The organism is Streptomyces sp. E11-3 (assembly GCF_046540415.1).
In the GTDB taxonomy this organism is placed as follows: Bacteria; Actinomycetota; Actinomycetes; order Streptomycetales; family Streptomycetaceae; genus Streptomyces.
This window is the reverse complement of the sequence record NZ_JAZGRL010000001.1, coordinates 3,230,558-3,249,612: the sequence shown is the minus strand read 5'-3', so window position 1 is coordinate 3,249,612 and position 19,055 is coordinate 3,230,558. Positions and strand designations below refer to the sequence as shown.

The window sequence follows — 19,055 nt, the reverse complement described above, 5'->3', positions numbered from 1 at the left end:
GCGCAAGCGTGTTCGCCCGTAGCGGAGGGAACCGGTGTCCGCCGCATGGAGTGTCCGTCCTTACGGGTAAGACATTCCTAGTGGGGAGGGGCGACACGCTGGCCTGGCCGTCCCCCGTTCGCCATCGGCGTACTGGCGAAGAGGGTAACTGCCTGGCCTGCGGGAACATCGTCTCGGACCATTGGGTTGGAGTAGTTGTCGGCGTTCGGGGTCAGGAGGCCATCGACGGGTGTCGGCAGTTGGAATGAGCGGTCCCCGCTTGCGGGACTAAGCTGCGGAAGGACAGGGAGGGGACCGACCCCTTACTGCCTGACCGCTCTGAGGAGCGATTAACGATGTTCGAGAGGTTCACCGACCGCGCGCGGCGGGTTGTCGTCCTGGCTCAGGAAGAAGCCCGGATGCTCAACCACAACTACATCGGCACCGAGCACATCCTCCTGGGCCTGATCCACGAGGGTGAGGGTGTCGCCGCTAAGGCCCTGGAGAGCCTCGGGATTTCGCTCGAGGCGGTCCGCCAGCAGGTGGAGGAGATCATCGGCCAGGGGCAGCAGGCCCCGTCCGGCCACATCCCCTTCACCCCCCGTGCCAAGAAGGTCCTGGAGCTGTCGCTCCGCGAGGCCCTTCAGCTGGGCCACAACTACATCGGCACGGAGCACATTCTGCTCGGCCTGATCCGCGAGGGCGAGGGCGTCGCCGCCCAGGTCCTGGTCAAGCTGGGTGCAGACCTCAACCGGGTGCGGCAGCAGGTCATCCAGCTGCTCTCCGGTTACCAGGGCAAGGAGACCGCCACCGCCGGTGGACCGGCCGAGGGCACCCCCTCGACCTCGCTCGTCCTGGACCAGTTCGGCCGGAACCTCACGCAGGCCGCTCGCGAATCCAAGCTCGACCCGGTCATCGGGCGCGAGAAGGAGATCGAGCGGGTCATGCAGGTGCTGTCCCGCCGTACGAAGAACAACCCGGTCCTGATCGGTGAGCCCGGCGTCGGTAAGACCGCCGTCGTCGAGGGACTCGCCCAGGCCATCGTCAAGGGCGAGGTGCCCGAGACCCTCAAGGACAAGCACCTCTACACCCTGGACCTCGGCGCCCTGGTCGCCGGCTCCCGATACCGCGGTGACTTCGAAGAGCGCCTGAAGAAGGTCCTCAAGGAGATCCGCACCCGCGGCGACATCATCCTGTTCATCGACGAGCTCCACACCCTGGTGGGTGCGGGCGCCGCCGAGGGCGCGATCGACGCCGCCTCGATCCTGAAGCCGATGCTGGCCCGTGGCGAGCTCCAGACCATCGGCGCCACCACGCTCGACGAGTACCGCAAGTACCTGGAGAAGGACGCCGCCCTCGAGCGCCGCTTCCAGCCCATCCAGGTCGCCGAGCCGTCGCTGCCGCACACGATCGAGATCCTCAAGGGTCTGCGCGACCGCTACGAGGCCCACCACCGCGTCTCCATCACGGACGAGGCCCTCGTCCAGGCGGCCACGCTCGCGGACCGGTACATCTCGGACCGCTTCCTCCCGGACAAGGCGATCGACCTGATCGACGAGGCCGGCTCCCGGATGCGTATCCGCCGGATGACCGCGCCGCCGGACCTCCGCGAGTTCGACGAGAAGATCGCGGGCGTCCGCCGGGACAAGGAGTCGGCCATCGACTCCCAGGACTTCGAGAAGGCCGCGTCCCTGCGCGACAAGGAGAAGCAGCTCCTGGCCGCCAAGGCCAAGCGGGAGAAGGAGTGGAAGGCCGGCGACATGGACGTCGTCGCCGAGGTCGACGGCGAGCTCATCGCCGAGGTCCTGGCCACCGCCACCGGCATCCCGGTCTTCAAGCTCACCGAGGAGGAGTCCTCGCGTCTGCTGCGCATGGAGGACGAGCTCCACAAGCGGGTCATCGGCCAGGAGGACGCCATCAAGGCGCTCTCCCAGGCGATCCGGCGTACCCGCGCCGGTCTGAAGGACCCCAAGCGTCCCGGTGGCTCCTTCATCTTCGCCGGTCCGTCCGGTGTCGGTAAGACGGAGCTGTCCAAGACCCTCGCCGAGTTCCTCTTCGGCGACGAGGACGCGATGATCTCCCTCGACATGTCGGAGTTCAGCGAGAAGCACACCGTCTCGCGGCTCTTCGGCTCGCCCCCCGGCTACGTCGGGTACGAAGAGGGCGGCCAGCTCACCGAGAAGGTGCGCCGCAAGCCGTTCTCCGTCGTGCTCTTCGACGAGGTCGAGAAGGCCCACGCGGACATCTTCAACTCGCTGCTGCAGATCCTGGAGGACGGTCGCCTGACCGACTCCCAGGGCCGCGTCGTGGACTTCAAGAACACGGTCATCATCATGACGACCAACCTCGGCACCCGGGACATCTCCAAGGGCTTCAACCTGGGCTTCGCCGCCCAGGGTGACGTGAAGACCAACTACGAGCGCATGAAGAACAAGGTCAACGAAGAGCTCAAGCAGCACTTCCGCCCCGAGTTCCTCAACCGCGTCGACGACACCGTGGTCTTCCACCAGCTCACCGAGGAAGACATCATCCAGATCGTCGACCTCATGATCGCCAAGGTCGACGAGCGCCTGAAGGACCGCGACATGGGCATCGAGCTCAGCTCGACCGCCAAGTCGCTGCTCGCCAAGCGCGGCTACGACCCGGTCCTGGGCGCCCGGCCGCTGCGCCGGACGATCCAGCGCGAGATCGAGGACGTCCTCTCCGAGAAGATCCTCTTCGGCGAGCTGCGCCCCGGTCACATCGTGGTCGTCGACACCGAGGGCGAGGGTGAGCAGCAGAAGTTCACCTTCCGCGGCGAGGAGAAGTCCCCGCTGCCGGACGTCCCGCCGATCGAGCAGGCCACGGGTGGTTCCGGCCCGAACCTGACGAAGGACGTGTAAGCAGCCAGTCAGCGTCAGCTGAAAGGGGCTGGCCCCGAGACCGTGTCATACGGTCTCGGGGNCCCGCTGCCGGACGTCCCGCCGATCGAGCAGGCCACGGGTGGTTCCGGCCCGAACCTGACGAAGGACGTGTAAGCAGCCAGTCAGCGTCAGCTGAAAGGGGCTGGCCCCGAGACCGTGTCATACGGTCTCGGGGCCAGCCCCTTTTGCTGTGCGGGTCAGCTGCTGTGCGGGGCAGCCACGGTCTGCTTCGGCTCCTTCAGAGGCTGCGGGCGGTGATGTCGCCCTGGGAGGTGGTGGCGCGGATGTCGAGTTCGGCGGTGCCGTCGTTCTTGAGGGCGTTGCTGACACGGCCGTAGTCGGTGCCGGCGTCCAGGGTGGCCGAGACGCCTGCGGCGGCGGCGACCGAAATGTCGCCGGACTGGGTGCGGAGCACGACCGTGCCGCGCGAGGCCTCGGCGATCCGGATGTCGCCCCTCGCGGTGCTGATCTCCGCGGGGCCGCCCAGCCGTCCGACCTCGACGTCGCCGTCGATCGCGGTGAGACGGACGCTCGCGGCCTCGTCGATCTTGATCTGGCGGTACGCGCCTTCGAAGGCCACGTCGCCGAGACGTCCGACGCCACGGAGCTCGGCGCTGGCGGCCTTGGCCTCGACGCGGGAACCGGCGGGCAGCTGGACGGTGACCTCCAGGGATCCGGAGGGGCCGAAGAGCTGGTTGTTGGCGGTGGGCGCCGTGATCCGCAGGACGCCGTCGGCGTAGGCGACGGTGGTCTGCTCAGCGGCCTTGGTGTCGCGGCTCTTGGAGGGGTTGGCGGGCAGGACCTCGACGGTGGTGTCCGAGCGGTCCGCGGCGATGAACTGGATGCGTCCGGCGGGGATGTCCAGGACGGCGGTGATCGGGGTGGTGGTGTCGAACTTCTGCATCGCGTTCTCCGTTGCTCGTTCGTCGTTTTCGATGTGGGAAACGCTACGTTGCTTTCCTGGGTGCGGCAACACTCCTGTTGCATAGAAGTGACATCTATGCAGGTGAAAGCCGATAAATTGTTGCAACGGCCTCGGAGGTAACGCAATGGAGGCAAGCTTGGTCGTTGCAATGAATGAGAAGTGAACGCTATGGTGGGGATCAGGGACCGCCACGAAAGACCACCAGCAAGGAGACCGCGATGCCGGGAGGCAGGCTCACCCAGGCCGAACGCCAGCAGATCGCGCTGGGGCTGGCCGACAGCCTCGCCTACGCCGAGATCGCCCGACGCCTCGACCGTCCGACCTCGACGATCACGCGTGAGGTGATGCGCAACGGCGGCCCCACCGCCTACCGCGCCGACCTGGCCCACCGCGCCACCGAACGCCGCGCCCACCGGCGCAGGCCCGCCGCCTCCCGAGGGGCGGGGTCAGCCCCCCAGCCGCACGGACGCGACGCCGAGGCTGTGGCCGAGTACGAGGAGACGTTCACCACCGTCCTCATGGCTTCGGGCCTGACCAAGATGTCCGCCCGGGTGTTGACGTGCCTGTTCACCACCGACGCGGGCAGCCTCACTGCGTCCGACCTCGTACAGCGCCTCCAGGTCAGTCCGGCGTCCATCTCCAAGGCGATCGCCTTCCTGGAGAGCCAGAGCCTGGTCCGCCGAGAACGCGACGAACGCCGCCGCGACCGCTACGTCGTCGACGACGAACTCTTCTACCAGGCGACGATCGCCAGCGCCCGGGCCAACGACCAGCTCGTCGAAACCGCGCGCCAAGGCGTCGCCGTCCTCGGCCCCCGCACCCCCGCCGCCACCCGCCTGGAGAACATCGCCCGCTTTCTCGACTTCATCAGCGAAAGCATCACCCGCGCCGCGGAACAGGCCCGCGAAGTCCTCCACACCAAAACGGAAGCAACCTCAGACGGCACCGCTCACCCGAATCCAGACCGCGGATAGCCAGCAGCCTCCGTCATATAGCAAGCCGCCTCCGCCATACGGCCTTCTCTCAAGAGGCGGCCGGGTGGACGGCTTCGCCGGGGTGGCGGTAGGCGCCGAGGAAGGCGCGGACGCCGCTGAGGGCGTAGCGGTCGAGGTCGGCCTCGGTGTGCTGGACGCTGCCGTGGAACATGGCCTGGTTCACCGGGATCCAGAGCAGCAGACCGGCGAAGTGGTGGGCGGCCAGCATCGGGTCGTCGATCTTGAGCGTTCCCTGGTCGGCGAGGCGCTGGAAGGTGGCCGCCAGGGTGGCCAGACCTCGCTCGAAGCCCTGCTCGTACCAGGCGGCGCCCAGTTCGGGGAACGCGTCGGCATTCGCGATGATCAGGCGCCGCAGCTGGATGACCTGGGGCTGGGTCAGGGCCACCAGGAACTGGCGGGCGAAACGGGTCAGGTTCTCTTCCAGGCCGTCGGGATCGGCGGGGATGTCGGACATCAGGTCGATCATGCCGTCGATACGGTCGGTGGTGGCCAGCACGATCTCGGCGAACAGCTTCTCCTTGTCCGCGAAGTGCTTGTAGACGGTCTGCTTGGACACCGCGGCCAGCTTCGCGATGTCGTCCATGCTCGTCCCCGAGTACCCCTTGCTCAGGAACACCGTGGTCGCGGCCTCCAGGATCGCCTGGTGCTTACGCGCTGAACGGCTGTCCATCGTCAACTCCTCGCTCGTCCGGGCCCCCGACAAAAGAGTACTGGACTGACCAGTACTCGATTGGGTACTGTACCGTCTAGTTCCAAGTCGCGGGGCTTCCGGCCCTGCGCGCCGCCCATGAACGGAGTGGTTTTCACATGGACAAGGTGTTCTCGTCCGACGGCACGGCCATCGCCTACGAGCAGCAGGGCTCGGGCCCCACGGTGGTGCTCGTCGGCGGCGCCTTCATGACCCGCGCCGAATCCGCCGAACTCGCGGGGCTGCTGGCCGAGCGCTTCACCGTGATCACGTACGACCGCCGGGGCCGCGGCGACAGCGGCGACAGCGCGGCGTACGACGTGCAGCGCGAGGTCGAGGACCTGGACGCGGTGATCGAGCGCGTGGGCGGCGAGGCCATGGTCTTCGGCATGTCCTCCGGTGCCGTTCTGGCGCTGGAGGCCGTGGCCCGAGGCAGCGCCGTCTCCCACCTGGCCCTGTACGAACCGCCGTTCATCGTCGACAGCACCCGCCCTCCGCTGCCCGCCGACTACGTCGACCACCTGAAGGCGCTCGTGGCCCGGGAGGCGTACGGCGACGCTGTCGCCTACTTCATGACCGCGGCGGTGGGGATGCCCGCCGAAGCCGTCGCCGGGATGCGGCAGGCCCCCTTCTGGACCGGGATGGAGGCCACCGCCCGCACCCTGCCCTACGACGGCCAGGTCATGGGCGACACCATGTCCGGCCGCCCCCTGCCCGCCGACCGCTGGCAGTCCGTGAAGGTTCCCGTCCTCGTCGGCAGCGGCGGCGCCAGCGAGACGCACATGCTCAACGGAGCGCAGGAACTGGCCGCGCTGGGGGACAACTTCACCCTGCACACGTTCCCCGGCCAGGACCACAACATCGACCCGAAGGTTCTCGCCCCTGCCCTGGTCGGCTTCTTCTCCGGCGGAGAGTAGACCTGAGCCGGGAGCTCGTGAGGGCATTCAGGATCACCAGACATAAACACGGGAGAGGCATCAGCATGACTGCACCGGTAAAGGGCCCCGCCAGCTACTTCCCCTCGATCGAGAAGAAGTACGGCCGCCCGATCGCGGAGTGGAAGGACCTCATCCGCTCATCGCCCCTGACCAAGCACATGGAGCTGGTCGCCTGGCTCAAGACCGAGCACGGCCTGGGCCACGGCCACGCCAACGCCCTCGTCGCACACACGCTCGCCGAGGCGGCGGACAGCGGCGAGTGAGCCCCTGCCCTGTGCAAGGGGCGCGTGCGGGTGAAAAGCCGTCATCGGCCCATCACGGCCGGGGCGCGTGGGTACGGTGTCCAGCCTCCAGCCCGGCGGACACCCCCCAAGGAGCCCTCATGTCACGCGAGTCCACGAACCTGCCCGAGTACTGGGACAGCTACAAGCCGCACCGCGGTCAGGGTGAGCAGCCCGCCCCCGCGGCCGACGTGTTCGCGTGGACCCAGTACGAGGGGCACGGACCCGCCGAGGAGCTGCTGGGCCGCCCTCGCGCCGCGCTGGAGCTCGGGTCCGCGGAGGGCAAGGAGGCCGTCTACCTCGCCCGCACCGGCGTTGCGGTGACCGCCCTGGACTTCTCCACCGAGCAGATCGCCCGGGCCCGCCGCTGGTGGGGGCCGGACAGCCCCCGCCTCACCTTCGTCCAGGCCGAGGCCTGTGACTACCTCACCCGCACCGAGAGGTCCTACGACGCGGTGTTCTCCATCTGGGGCGCAATCTGGTTCACCGACCCCGACGTCCTCATCCCTCTGATCGCCAAGCGCCTCAACCCCGGCGGCGTACTCGCCTTCTCCCAGGCCGAGCCGATCGAGGGCTACCACGGCCCCCAGCCGATGTACGGCAACGGACTCGCCGGCCGCAAACTGCCCCTGCTGCGCTGGTCCTACGGCCCCCAGTGGTGGGCCGACCTCCTCAAGCGCCACGGCTTCACCGACATCGATGCCCACACCCTCCCCGCGCCGAACCCTCAGGACGTGGGCACGCTCATGGTCCGTGCCTGCCTTCCCGCTGCGTGAGGACTTGTCAGCGCAGGATCGGTCGGGTGGAGCGTATGAACGCGGCGAGGGCGGACGGGGTCGTGGTGAGGGTGACGTTGGGGGTGTCGCTCTCGCGGAGGTGGATGCTTCCGTCGGTGGCGGCGACGTAGACGCAGTTGTCGCCCTGGCCTTCGCTAAAGGTGGACTTCTGCCAGTTGAGTTCAGTCATGGTGTCTCCCCTGGTGGGTGTAGAGAAGGTGCTGGATCAAGCCCCAGGAGTCTCGGCGTTCGTGCGCCTCAGGGGCTTCATCCGGCACGAGTGGGGGGAGCGCGCTGCGGCACAGGTCGGCAAACGTGGCTCGGTATCGCTCCAGGCTCTCCTCGTCGTCCAGCGCGACACGGGCTGCCGGGTGCTCCAGAACCACCGTGCCCAGGCGGGCGACGGCGGGTTCGACATGCAGGAAGGGGGCGCTGAGCCAGGCGCCCGAGCCTGCGTCGAACGGGAGCACCTGAAGGGTCACGTCGGGGCGGGCCGTAGCGCGTACGAGGTGCGTCAGCTGTTCGCGCATGACGTGAGCGCCACCTACGACCATGCGCAGGGCTGCTTCGTGTACGACCACGTGCAGTTGGGTGTCGGACGAGTCGAGGACGGCTTGCTGGCGGGCAAGCCGGAACTCGACGAGTTGCTCGATCTCGTCGGCCCGCGCGGTGGGGCGGGTGACTTGGAAGAGCGCCCGCATGTAGGCCTCCGACTGGAGGAGCCCTGGCAGGACCAGTGTCTCGTAACTGTGGACGCGTGCCGCGTTCCACTCCAACTCCGCCAGGTCCAGGGTTCGTTGAGGGAACGAGCGCCGGTACTCGTACCACCAGCCCTTGCCGTCGCTCTCGGCCATGGAGGCGAGTGCATCAGCATAGGGCTCAGATCTGACGTCGTACGCGTCCAGGAGTGCGGCGAGGCGATCGGCTGCGACCGCAGTGCGGGCGGCTTCCACGTGGCTGAGGTGCGCGGCACCCATCCCGATTTGCGCGCTGGCCGCGTTGACTGACAGGCCCGCCTCCTCGCGGAGTTTGCGGAGTTCGGAGCCGAGTCGTCGCTGTCGTTCCGTGATGTGCGTGCGCAGCGCCATGCGGGCCTTCCTGGTGGGTGGGTCACAGTTTGCCGGTGCTGTGCAGGCAAGGTCCAGCAACTATGGCGATCTGGTTGCAGATCTGAGCCTCACATCGCTACCGTGTGTGTAGCGACGCTCACACGATGATGGTGGAAGCCTCGCTGTCGACGCAGCACAAACCTGCCCGGTCGCAGAAGCGCACCGCCCGATCCACCCCCCGTTCCGGACGGGGGCGTGCCCGCGGGGGCGGTAGGCCACTGCTGCCGGGCGCGCGCAGCGCACCGCCATCGATCCGAGCATCCGACGACCCAACGCCTGGAGGCGTTCCATGGGCGTGCCCGAGCATGAGCGCGAACTACCTCAGTCGTACACCCTCTTCACCCCGAACAACGCCAAGTCACCCAAGATCTGCCGCGACTTCGTGCGCAGCGCGCTGGAGACCCTTGGCCTCACCGAACTGGCCGATACCGCCGCCGTCTGCACCTCGGAGCTGGTCACCAACGTCCACCTGCACGCCGAGGGCGACGTTCACCTCAGAGCCGCCATCGAGCCGACCCACGTGCGGGTCGCCGTCTACGACGGCAGCGCGCGGCTGCCCGCGTCCCGCCTGACGGCGTGCAACGACACGGGCGGGCGCGGGCTCTCTCTGGTCGCGGCTGTGTCGGACGTGTGCGGGGTGACGCCGACGGAGCATGGCAAGGGGGTGTGGTTCCAGCTCAACCGGTGAGGGAGCACGCGTCAGGCGAACACGAGTACTTCGACGTGGTCGGGGAGGGCCTCCTGGTTGTCTGGCTGCCCGCCCGAGATCCGTACGCGGCTGAGATGCTGAAGGCGGGCCAGGGGGCCGAGATCGATGCGCTTCGTCGCGGCGGGTAGATCCACACGGAGCCCCGTGACGTTGGGGAAGATCCGTGCGACGTGCCCCGTCGTCGCTTCCCAGTCTCCCGAGTGGATCAACCAGAGCTCTGTGAGGCCCGGCAGCGTCATTCCGTACGGCGCGTGGGGGAGGCTGCTGGATGACAGATGTAGCTGTGTGAGGTGGGGCAGGCGGGTGAGGGCCTGCCAGTCCGCCGCGGAGTGAGGGCCGTCGTGGCGGCCGAAGATGATCCAGTCAAGCTCCGGCCAGCGGTCGATCCGCCGCAGGTCGGTAAGGGCTTTGCGGGCATCGAAGAGGCCGAGGTTGCGCAGCGGAGCTTGGGCGGGGAACTGGCCCAGGCTCCAGGGCTCGGTGATCTCGTTGAGGCGCAGTGTCTCCAAGGAGTGCAGTGCGCCCCGCGCCTCGGGTGTGAGGAGGACGGGCGGGAGTGAGAGCCGAAGCAGGGTGGGGGTGCAGGCGGTGATCAGTTCCGAAGCGGCTGAGGGGGAGACGCCGGCCCGGATGTCCAGTTGCTTCGGGCGAAGCCCCAGTCGCATGGTCTCCGAGATCTGTTCGTCGTAGCGGACGGTGAAGTGCGTTTCGCCGTCGTCGAGGTGGGTGATGACCTGCTCCGCGTACTGGCGGCACTCGTAGCGGTCCCATGCCCACATCAGCTGGCTGCGTACGGAGGAGGACGGGTGCCGCACGAACCGTGCGAGGAACGGGATCGCGCCCTCTGCCGGAACATGTGTGGCGGCGATCGTCACATGGTGTGCCTCCTGGTCATCCAGGTCCTCCGGGCCGGGCAGCAGGTCCAGCACCATGGGGCCGACCGCCGCGAGGTCCCGCGCGGCGGCCGCGTTGCGGGGCGGTATGAGCGTGGAGGTGCGGCGCTCGACCTCCGCTCGTACCGGCGCCGCCAGGTCGGTCGCGTGTTCCAGGCAGGCAGCCGCCAGCAGGTAGCTGCGGTTTCGGGTCGGCTTGTCCGGTGCCGCGTCCCCCTGAGTGAGCAACTCACCGAAAAGCTCCGCCCGTTCACGAGGGCGCGCGTGGGCGACCGCCATCCGGATGACGTCCTCCCACTGGTCGTCCGCCGCGTGCGAGACCAGCACGCCGAAGTCGCCCTCCTCTACTGCGGCCCGTGCGCCGAGGAAGTCCTGGAAGGTGCGGTGGATGAAATCCACTGTCCCCGGGGCTGGTTCGCGCAGGAGGCCGCTGCGGTGCAGGAAGTGGGTGTAGACGGCCCCGGCGTCGCCCAGCGCGGCCACTTCGGGGACGGCGGGCAGCGCGTCACGGATGACGCTCTCCGCACGTGAGCGGTCCATCGACGTACGGCCGTTGCGGATCAGCCAGTACGCCAGCCGCTGGAGAAGCTGGATCTGGGGCTCCTCGCGCAGCTCGGGGACGCGCATGTCGCGTTCGCGGTCGCGGCGGGTGAGGAGCATGGAGAGGGCGGCCGTGTAGAGGTCCTTGCGGCCGTGCGGGAGGAAGCCGCGCCTGTCCCGGTGCAGGGCGCAGATCAGGCCGCACATCAGGGGGTTGGTGGCCAGGCGGCCCAGGTCGGGTTTGGTGCGTACGGCTTCCAGTAGCTGGGTCTCGTACGCCGCGAGGTCGACGTCTTCTTCCGCCACGCCCGTGCGCGCGGCCCGGTGCCAGCGTTGGATGAACGCTGTCACGGCGGTGTGGTCCATCTCGGACAGGGCCAGCTCGGCGAAGCCTTCGTCGGCGAGCCAGTCCTCCCGTATGGCGGAGGGGCGGGAGGTGACCAGCCAACGGTTGCCGGGGTAGGCCTCGATCAGGTCGCTGAGCCACGTACGGGCGTGGGCTCGTTCGGTGTCGGGGACCTCGTCGATGCCGTCCACCAGGACCAGGCCCCGGCCGGAGGCCAGTACACGGGCCTCCCAGCCGTCCGGCTGGGTCCCGGCGAGGGGGGAGCTGATGGCGGTCAGGAAGTTGTTGGGAGCTGGCAGGCGCTCGCCGTGCCGGGTGAGGGTGCGCAGAGGCAGGACGAACGGGACGCGGTCGTGGACGTACGACATCCGGTCGTCGGGGTCCTGACGGGTGGCGCTCACGGCCAGCCACTGGACCAGGGTGGTCTTGCCGGAACCGGCCTCGCCGCGCAGCAGCACGCGGTCGTGGTCGGCCAGGGCCTGGTCGGCAGGCTGGGGGCTGGGCGAGTAGATGACCCACCACTCTTCGGCCTCGGTGCCCCGCTCTTCGGTCTCGGCGTCCCAAAGTGCGATGACGTGATCGTTCCTGGTCGCCTCCAGGCTCAGATACGCCGCGTCCAGCGGCCACCGCTCCGGCGAGTTGGCCAGATCCAGCCCGTAGATCGTGAGCTTGCTGTGCTTCTTCGCGATGTAGGCGAGGTAGCGCCGCTCGAACTCCGCGTCCCGCGCGTCCGGGCGGGGCGTACGGGCGACCAGCTCGTCCACCTTGGCGATCAGCTCGGCCTGGCGGCGGCTCTGCTCGACGAGTGTGCGCGGTACGAACGTCGAGCGCTGGGTGAAGAAGTGCAGGATGTGCAGGCACGCCGCCTCGAGCAGGCGGGCGTAGAGGTGGGTCGCGTCGGACGACAGGTGGCGGTCGGCGCCGCCGCTCGCGCGGTGCAGCCGTGCCGCGAACTCCTCGTGTCCGAGCTGCACCGCCTCGACATCGCTGAGGTCCAGGTCGCCCAGGGCGTGCAGCGTACGGGCGAGCGCGTCGGCGACCGCTCGTTCCTCCTCGGCCGGTACGGGCCGCTCGCCGGTCCGCAGGGCCTGCTTGACCAGCTCGGCGGAGAGCTTGCGCAGGTCGGCCTCGACCAGGGTGCGCTTCTCGCCGTGGAAAGAGACGAGCCGGGAGATGCGGATCGGCTTGTCGACCAGGCCCGCGCCCGGACCTTCGGTCACGAAGAGCTTCTTGACCAGGGGTAATGCCGCGCTCGACGCGATCCGTGCGCCCATGAGTGCAGGGTCCATGCGCCGCTCCCCCGAAAGCCGTGCGATAGCCGTCTGACTGGCCAGGTCAGAGTAGCCGCCGTCACATTCGGCAGGGGGTGGATCTCGCTGCCCGGTGACATGCCGCACAGGCGATTTGTCCGTTACTAGGGGGAATAGTGGACAAGGCGGGTGGGGAGTGGAGTCCTTTGGTGGCCAACCGAGGGGGCTTTGGTCCCTTTGGAGGTTGATGCGGATCATGACTGCTATACGAGCTTGTGTAGTAGATAGGGGTTTTGGGTGGGAGTGGGGGTGCGGGTTACCAAGGGATGGCCATCCCGGTCTCAGGGTTCCCGCAAGGGTCCTGGCGGCCGGGTCCCTTTTTGCCCGGCCCCGGAGGTCACCCCACGATGTCGAAGCGCACCCACTCCCACAGTCCCGTCTCGCCCCTGCTCCGTACGCGGGCCACCGTCGTGGCCGTCAGCCTGGGAGCGTCGGCGCTGCTGGGGACCGGGGTCGCGGTGGCCGCTGAGAACGGTGCGAGCGAGGGGCTGACCAGTGCCGCGGCGTCGATCCGGGCGCAGGCCGAGGCGCAGCGCAAGGCCGCCGACCAGCTGGCGGCCGAGATGAAGAAGGCCGCGGACGCCAAGAAGGCCGCGCAGGCCAAGAAGGCCGCCGCCTGGTCCGACCCGGTCGACAAGTACACGCTGACCGCGACCTACGGCAAGGGCGGCAGCATGTGGGCCAGCAAGCACTCCGGGCAGGACTTCGCGGTGCCGGTCGGCACCCCGGTCGAGTCCGTGGGCACCGGCACCGTGGTCAAGGCCGGTGCGAACGGCGCCGGTGACGGGCCCGCGTACGGCAACGCCGTGGTGGTCAAGCACAGCAACGGCCGCTACTCGCAGTACGCGCACCTGTCCAAGATCAACGTCAAGGCCGGGCAGAAGGTCAAGGCGGGCCAGCGGATCGCCCTCTCCGGCAACACCGGTAACTCCAGCGGCCCGCACCTGCACTTCGAGATCCGCACCAGCGCGAACTACGGCTCGTCGATCAACCCGGTGGCCTTCCTGCGCTCCGTGGGCGTGTCGCTCTAACACGGGAAGCCGGGCACGACGGGAAGCCACGGCCGAAAAGTCCTGGTCAAGGCCATTGTCAGTGGTGCGTGTCAGCATCGAAGACGTGGAACCCGTCGAGCGCGTCCCCCTCACCCCGGTGACGGCGCACCTCGCCCATCTGCGGCAGCTGCGCCTCGCCAAGGACGCCATGGACCGCGACTGGGCCGACCCCGGCCTCGACCTGGACGCGGTGGCCGCCCACGCCGGGTACTCGCGCTATCACTTCGTCCGCGCTTTCAAGGCGGTGTACGGCCAGAGCCCGGGCCAGTACCTGTCGCGCCGCCGAATAGAGCGGGCCGAGGATCTGCTGCGTACGGCGAACCTCTCGGTCACCGAGATCTGCACCCTGGTCGGCTTCAGCAGCCTGGGCACCTTCTCCACCCGGTTCAAGAAGCAGACCGGGCTGTCCCCGAGCGAGTACCGCGCCAAGTACACCGGGCGTGGGGCCGCGCTGATACCCGGGTGCTTCGCGATGCTCTACGCGGGCGGGTTCAAGCCACAGCGGGACCAGCCGAATGCCGAGCAATTCTGAAGAAGCGGGGCGAACCGCTGCCTGCCTACCGTGGCAGGGCAAGCACGGAACCCCCTCAACAGAACCCCTTATTCGGGAGCTCGCCATGATCAAGGGACTCGCCATCTCCACCGTCTGGGTACTCGACCAGGACCGGGCCAAGGAGTTCTACACCGAGAAGCTGGGCCTTGAGGTCCGCACGGACATGACCATCGGGGAAGGGGGCGGAATGCGCTGGCTCACCGTCGGCGCCCCGAACCAGCCCGACGTCCAACTGACGCTGATGGTGCCGGGTGCGCCCGTCATGGACCCGGAGTCGGCCGAGGCCGTACGGAAGTTGGTCGCCAAGGGCATCCTCGGTGCGGGCGTCCTGGCCACCGACGATGTGCACGGGGACTACGAGAAGCTGAAGGCCCGCGGAGTCGAGTTCCTGCAGGAGCCGCAGGAGCGTCCGTACCGCACCGAGGCGATTCTGCGCGACGACTCGGGGAACTGGTTCTCCTTCACCCAGGCCCGCGAGGGCGGGCTCGACCCCGACGCGGACTGGGCCTCTTGAGGACCGGGCCTCCTGAGGACCGGGACCCGCCGGTCCCGCTCACTCCTCCGGCAGCCGCACGATCGGGAAGCTCCCCGTGGTCGTCGGGGCGTGCTCCGGCAGCCAGAGCACGGCGACCGCGCCCTCCGCCGGGCCGTCGCCGGTCTCCGGGCCCACATTGCGGAAGGTCAGCCGGGCGCCCAGCACCCGCGCCTGGCCCGCCGCGATCGTCAGCCCGAGGCCGTGGCCGTGCCCCGCGCGGTCGGTGCTCCCGGTCCGGAAGCGGCTCGGTCCGTCGGCCAGCAGGTCCGGCGGGAAGCCGGTGCCGTGGTCGCGCACCCGGATCACCCGGCCCTCGACGCTGACCTCGATCGGCGGCTTGCCGTGCTTGGCCGCGTTGGCCAGCAGGTTGCCCAGAATCCGCTCCAGGCGACGCGGGTCGGTGCTGACCCGCCACTCGTGCACCACGTGCACCGACACATCGGGGTTCAGCCCGCCGATCCGCCGAGTGACGAACTCACCCAGGTCGATCTCCTGCAGCTCCGCCCGCTCGGTCGCGCCGTCCAGGCGGGCCACTTCGAGCACGTCCTCGACCAGCGTGCGCATCGCCTGCGCCCGGTCCTTGACCAGCTCGCTGGGCCGCCCGGGCGGCAGCAGCTCGGCCGCCGTGAGCAACCCGGTGACGGGGGTGCGCAGTTCGTGGGCGATGTCCGCGGTGACCCGGCGCTCCGCCTCGTACCGCTGCTTCAGCGCGTCCGCCATCGCGTCGACGGCGTAGGCGAGGTCGTCGGTCTCGTCGCGTACGACCCCGTCGATGGCCTCGCGCACCCGCACCTCGGTGTTGCCCTGGGCGACCTCGTGCGCCGCGATCGCCGCCTTGCGGAGCCGTCGCGACACCTGCCCGCCGATCAGCACCCCCAGCGCACAGCCCCCGAACACCGCGGCGATGGAGCCGATCCACAGCGCCTGGTCGAGATCGCCGATCACGGTGGCGCTGCGGTCGGTGAACCGCGTGTGCAGCGACAGGACGCGACCGCCGCTCACCGGGGTCGCGGCCCAGATGTCGGGCACGCCCTCGTCGTTCTCCTGCACATACGTGGCACGCCGGCCCGCCTCGGCCTTGGACCTCAGCTCGGCGGGCAGCTCCGGGTCGTCGAGCTTGACGCCGAACTGCGTACGCCCGGTGGACTCGTAGATCCGCTGCGCGTACTGCACGCGCTGGTCCTGGACCTCACGCGCGCTGTCCAGCATCGAGACCCGCGCGGCGTTGTGCACGACGAGACTGAGCGCCAGCGCCACCAGCGCCCCCACCAGTGCGATCGCCACACTGATCTTCCAGCGCAGCCCCGTGCGCAGCCCCCTGGGAAACCCGTTGGGCAACCTGAGCAGCTTCATCCCCTGAGCTTGTAGCCGAAGCCGCGGACCGTCTCGATCCTGTCCTGGCCGATCTTCGTACGCAGTCGCTGCACATGGACGTCCACGACCCGGGTGTCCCCGCCCCAGCCGTAGTCCCAGACGCGCTCCAGGAGCTTGTCGCGCGAGAGCACGGTGCCGGGCGCGTGCGAGAACTCGAGCAGCAGCCGCATCTCGGTCGGCGTCAGCGCCACCGGGGCACCGTCACGGCGTACCTCCATGCCCTCGGTGTCGATCTCCAGGCTGCCGAAGTTCAGCACCGAGTCGGTCGCCGCCTGCCGTCCGTCGTCGGCCGCCGCCTGCGTGGCGCCCGGCCCCCCGGCGTGCCCGAAGCGGCGCAGCACCGCCCGGATGCGGGCGACCAGGACCGCGCCGTCGAACGGCTTGGTCACGTAGTCGTCGGCACCGGCCTCCAGGCCGAGCACCACGTCGATGGAGTCGGCCCGCGCCGAGAGCATGATCACCGGCACCGTGGACTCATCCCGGATACGGCGGCACAGGCTCACCCCGTCCAGGCCCGGCACCATCACATCGAGCAGCGCGATGTCCGGCTGGTTGCCGCGGAACGCCTCAAGGCCCGAAAGGCCGTCGGGCATGGCGGTCACCACGAAGCCGTCGCGCTCCAGGGCGAGCTGCGTGGCCTCGCGGATGACGTCGTCGTCCTCGACGAACAGGACATGGGTCTGCTCAGCCATCCGCTGCTCTCAGTTCTCTCAGTTCTGTTCGGGCGCCGGGCCGTCGCCGCTCACCGCACCGCTGTACTCGTTGTACATCACGTCCCGCTTGACGAACTCGTCGGTCTGCCACCGGTACGTCACCACCTCCTCGGCGGAGGGGTAGGGCGCTGAGTCGGCCTCGTTGTAGACCTGTGTGCTGACCACCAGATCGCCCCGGTCGATCTCGGCGTAGACCGGGGGCTGCTCGGCCTTGAACACATTCTGGTACTTCTTGCCCTCTTCGCGATACACATAGCTACCGATGCCCACCGCATCGGCGCAGGTCAGTACGTTGACCACGACATCGGACGCCGACCCTCCGGTCAGGTTGCCGTACGACACGTCGACCGGGTACTCGTTCCCGGTGCAGGGCTTCAGGTCGCGCTTCACTGACCTGCTGACCTTCGGGTCGGCCATCACCAGCGCCACCGGATCCACCCGATTGACCGCGTCCGACGCCGAGGGCAGCGGCGAGGCCTGGGTCGCCGGGTCGCCGCTGCGCGCCGGACCCTCGTCGCGCGCGCCGGTGCCGCCCGTGCCGCAGGCGACCAGTGAACCGGCGAACAGAGCAGCGGCGGTGAGACCGCTCACCGCCGTACCCACCGCCCGAAGACCCCGTCGTTGATCAGGGTCGCCGCCTTTCAGGCCGCGCAACGCTCCCGCTCCTCACGTTCCAGCACCCGCCCGGCCGCCTCCTCGGTGGCCCGGCTCTCCAGCTCCTGCCGGAGCCTGGCCAGCGCCCGGTGCAGGGTGCTCTTGACCGTACCGGCCGACATGCCCAGTGCGGCAGCGGTCTCCTCGGTCGACATCTGCTCCCAGTGTCGCAGCACCACCACACTGCGCTGCTTCGGAGCCAGCACCTTCAGGACGTCCATCAGCAGGGCGCGGTCCGCGTGCTGCTCGGTGGAGTCGTCCACGCTCGCGTCCGGAAGCTGCTCGGTGGGGACCTCCTCCAGGCGGCGGGCCCGCCACCACTCCGTACGAGTGTTGATCATGACGCGGCGGAGGTAGGCGTCCGCGAGGCGCTTGTCGGCTATGCCGTCCCAGCGGTGGTACGTCCGCACCAGCGCCGTCTGCAGCAGGTCCTGCGCGTCCACCGGGTCGGGAACGAGGCGGCGGGCACTGCGCAGGAGGGCTTCCTGCCGGGTGCGTACGTACTCTTCGAACTCGAGCACCTCTCCGTGCGCCATGTTCAACCGCCTCCGTTTGCGCCGTGGAACCGGATCGTTCTCCGGCTCATCTACGAAGCTACGGACGGGGTGTAACGAGGCTTTGCGAAGAGGCCTGCGGCGGGAGCACGGCTGCCCCTCGGTTGTGTAACAAAGGTAAGAGCCGCTTAAAACCTGCGAATCTTTTGCGAGGTCGGACCCGGTATGAGCGATGTAGGGACGGCGTAGGGCGCTGGCGTAGCAGCGGGCTAGGTCAGCGGCAGCCGGTAGACCCCGCCCGGCAGCGGCTCCACCAGACCGTCGGCGACCAGCCCGTCCAGTGCGCGGGCCCGCTGCACCGGCTCGTCCCACACCCGGTCGAGTACGGACTGCGGTACGGGAGCCGACGCCTCTCGCAGTACGGCGAGCAGCTTGCCGCGCACCTGCCGGTCGGTACCCGCGTAGCTCTGCCCGCGGCGCGGCGGCCCCTCGTGCTCCGGCTTCCCGGCCAGCCGCCAGGCGCACTGGGAGGCGATCGGGCAGCGCTCGCAGTCCTCGTTGCGCGCCGTGCAGACGAGCGCGCCCAGTTCCATGGAGGCGGCCGCCCAGCGCGCGGCGGTGGCCTCGTCGTCTGGCAGTAGCGCCCTGGCCAGCTTCCGCTCGGCCGCGGTGGTCGCGTTCGGCGGGTAGCGCAGGCCGCTGACGGCCCGGGCCAGGACCCGGCGCACATTGGTGTCCAGCACCGCGTGCCGCTGGGCGTACGCGAACGAGGCGACGGCCGCCGCGGTGTACTCGCCGATGCCGGGCAGCGCGAGCAGCTGCGCGTGTTGCGTGGGTACGTCGCCGCCGTGCCGTTCCGTTATCGCCAGCGCCGCCCCGTGCAGCCGCAGCGCGCGGCGCGGGTAGCCGAGCCGGCCCCAGGCCCGTACTGCCTCGCCGGGCGGCTCCTTGGCCAGGTCGGCCGGGCGCGGCCAGCGGGCCAGCCACTGCTCGTACACCGGAAGCACCCGGCTGACCGGGGTCTGCTGCAGCATGAACTCGCTGACCAGTACGCCCCAGGGGCCCGCTTCGGGGCGGCGCCAGGGCAGGTCGCGGGCGTTCTGCGCGAACCACGCGATGACGGGGGTGTGCAGCGCGGTGTGCGGCCCGTCGGGGGTGTCCGGCTCGGGTTCGGGGGTGGTGAGTGCGGTCGCAGTCATGGCACAGGCGATCCTCCCACGGCGCCGCCCGCGGATGGCCCAATGGACCCTGCGGGCGGCGCGGTGCGTCGGGGTGGAGGGGGCTCAGG

19 protein-coding genes are annotated in these 19,055 nt (G+C 69.3%); 9 read left to right on the top strand and 10 right to left on the bottom strand.

The features are described from left to right. Positions 1-335: 335 nt before the first annotated feature. Positions 336-2,861 carry an ATP-dependent Clp protease ATP-binding subunit gene (locus U9R90_RS14810; RefSeq protein ID WP_411056902.1) on the top strand — a complete coding sequence of 842 codons (2,526 nt, stop codon included), beginning with the start codon at positions 336-338 and terminating at the stop codon, positions 2,859-2,861. Between the two features lie 259 nt (positions 2,862-3,120). On the opposite strand, the gene U9R90_RS14805 is transcribed toward U9R90_RS14810, so the two are convergent. Continuing rightward, positions 3,121-3,786 (bottom strand): DUF4097 family beta strand repeat-containing protein, encoded by a 666-nt coding sequence (locus U9R90_RS14805; protein ID WP_411056901.1) that lies wholly within the window; start codon positions 3,784-3,786, stop codon positions 3,121-3,123. A 239-nt stretch (positions 3,787-4,025) separates the two neighbouring features. On the opposite strand from U9R90_RS14805, the gene U9R90_RS14800 reads away from it, so the two are divergent. Continuing rightward, positions 4,026-4,781: a helix-turn-helix domain-containing protein gene (locus U9R90_RS14800; protein WP_411056900.1), complete on the top strand. Its 756-nt coding sequence runs from the start codon at positions 4,026-4,028 to the stop codon at positions 4,779-4,781. 49 nt (positions 4,782-4,830) lie between these two features. On the opposite strand, the gene U9R90_RS14795 is transcribed toward U9R90_RS14800, so the two are convergent. Continuing rightward, positions 4,831-5,472 carry a TetR/AcrR family transcriptional regulator gene (locus U9R90_RS14795; protein WP_411056899.1) on the bottom strand — a complete coding sequence of 214 codons (642 nt, stop codon included), beginning with the start codon at positions 5,470-5,472 and terminating at the stop codon, positions 4,831-4,833. A gap of 137 nt (positions 5,473-5,609) precedes the next feature. Between U9R90_RS14795 and U9R90_RS14790 the strand changes: the two genes are divergently transcribed. The 3 genes from U9R90_RS14790 (at position 5,610) to U9R90_RS14780 (ending at position 7,485) form a co-directional block, all read left to right on the top strand. Continuing rightward, positions 5,610-6,407: an alpha/beta fold hydrolase gene (locus U9R90_RS14790; protein WP_411056898.1), complete on the top strand. Its 798-nt coding sequence runs from the start codon at positions 5,610-5,612 to the stop codon at positions 6,405-6,407. 65 nt (positions 6,408-6,472) lie between these two features. Next, positions 6,473-6,691, top strand: coding sequence for a DUF4287 domain-containing protein (locus tag U9R90_RS14785; RefSeq protein WP_411056897.1), 219 nt, complete (start codon positions 6,473-6,475; stop codon positions 6,689-6,691). Positions 6,692-6,810: 119 nt separating this feature from the next. Next, the gene (locus tag U9R90_RS14780; RefSeq protein WP_411056896.1) at positions 6,811-7,485 is read left to right on the top strand and encodes a class I SAM-dependent methyltransferase; all 675 of its coding nucleotides are present in this window, start codon (positions 6,811-6,813) and stop codon (positions 7,483-7,485) included. Positions 7,486-7,492: 7 nt separating this feature from the next. On the opposite strand, the gene U9R90_RS14775 is transcribed toward U9R90_RS14780, so the two are convergent. Together U9R90_RS14775 and U9R90_RS14770 are read right to left on the bottom strand one after the other, a co-directional pair. Further along, positions 7,493-7,675, bottom strand: coding sequence for a DUF397 domain-containing protein (locus tag U9R90_RS14775; RefSeq protein ID WP_411056895.1), 183 nt, complete (start codon positions 7,673-7,675; stop codon positions 7,493-7,495). Further along, the gene (locus tag U9R90_RS14770; protein ID WP_411056894.1) at positions 7,668-8,573 is read right to left on the bottom strand and encodes a helix-turn-helix domain-containing protein; all 906 of its coding nucleotides are present in this window, start codon (positions 8,571-8,573) and stop codon (positions 7,668-7,670) included. Before U9R90_RS14770 ends, U9R90_RS14775 begins: the two co-directional genes overlap by 8 nt. 310 nt (positions 8,574-8,883) lie before the next feature. Here U9R90_RS14770 and U9R90_RS14765 point away from each other — a divergent pair, with 310 nt between their 5' ends. Further along, on the top strand, positions 8,884-9,282 hold the full coding sequence (locus U9R90_RS14765) for an ATP-binding protein (RefSeq protein WP_411056893.1): 399 nt from the start codon (positions 8,884-8,886) through the stop codon (positions 9,280-9,282). An 11-nt stretch (positions 9,283-9,293) separates the two neighbouring features. Here U9R90_RS14765 and U9R90_RS14760 read toward each other — a convergent pair whose 3' ends face one another. After that, positions 9,294-12,371 (bottom strand): NACHT domain-containing protein, encoded by a 3,078-nt coding sequence (locus U9R90_RS14760; RefSeq protein ID WP_411056892.1) that lies wholly within the window; start codon positions 12,369-12,371, stop codon positions 9,294-9,296. Positions 12,372-12,739: 368 nt separating this feature from the next. On the opposite strand from U9R90_RS14760, the gene U9R90_RS14755 reads away from it, so the two are divergent. The 3 genes from U9R90_RS14755 (at position 12,740) to U9R90_RS14745 (ending at position 14,511) form a co-directional block, all read left to right on the top strand. Further along, a complete protein-coding gene (locus U9R90_RS14755) occupies positions 12,740-13,423 on the top strand; it encodes a M23 family metallopeptidase (RefSeq protein ID WP_411056891.1) in 684 nt (227 codons plus the stop codon). Positions 13,424-13,592: 169 nt separating this feature from the next. After that, entirely contained in the window at positions 13,593-13,976 is a 384-nt protein-coding gene (locus U9R90_RS14750) for a helix-turn-helix transcriptional regulator (RefSeq protein ID WP_411057748.1), read from the top strand. Positions 13,977-14,061: 85 nt separating this feature from the next. Continuing rightward, entirely contained in the window at positions 14,062-14,511 is a 450-nt protein-coding gene (locus U9R90_RS14745) for a VOC family protein (protein ID WP_411056890.1), read from the top strand. A 39-nt stretch (positions 14,512-14,550) separates the two neighbouring features. On the opposite strand, the gene cseC is transcribed toward U9R90_RS14745, so the two are convergent. The 5 genes from cseC to U9R90_RS14720 form a co-directional block, all read right to left on the bottom strand. Beyond that, entirely contained in the window at positions 14,551-15,885 is a 1,335-nt protein-coding gene (gene cseC, locus U9R90_RS14740) for a two-component system sensor histidine kinase CseC (RefSeq protein ID WP_411056889.1), read from the bottom strand. Then, positions 15,882-16,598 (bottom strand): two-component system response regulator CseB, encoded by a 717-nt coding sequence (gene cseB, locus U9R90_RS14735; RefSeq protein ID WP_411056888.1) that lies wholly within the window; start codon positions 16,596-16,598, stop codon positions 15,882-15,884. Before cseB ends, cseC begins: the two co-directional genes overlap by 4 nt. Before the next feature lie 18 nt (positions 16,599-16,616). Then, positions 16,617-17,273 carry a hypothetical protein gene (locus U9R90_RS14730; protein WP_411056887.1) on the bottom strand — a complete coding sequence of 219 codons (657 nt, stop codon included), beginning with the start codon at positions 17,271-17,273 and terminating at the stop codon, positions 16,617-16,619. Further along, positions 17,261-17,809 carry a SigE family RNA polymerase sigma factor gene (locus U9R90_RS14725; RefSeq protein ID WP_411056886.1) on the bottom strand — a complete coding sequence of 183 codons (549 nt, stop codon included), beginning with the start codon at positions 17,807-17,809 and terminating at the stop codon, positions 17,261-17,263. Before U9R90_RS14725 ends, U9R90_RS14730 begins: the two co-directional genes overlap by 13 nt. 227 nt (positions 17,810-18,036) lie before the next feature. Next, entirely contained in the window at positions 18,037-18,966 is a 930-nt protein-coding gene (locus U9R90_RS14720) for an A/G-specific adenine glycosylase (RefSeq protein ID WP_411056885.1), read from the bottom strand. Positions 18,967-19,055 lie beyond the last annotated feature (89 nt).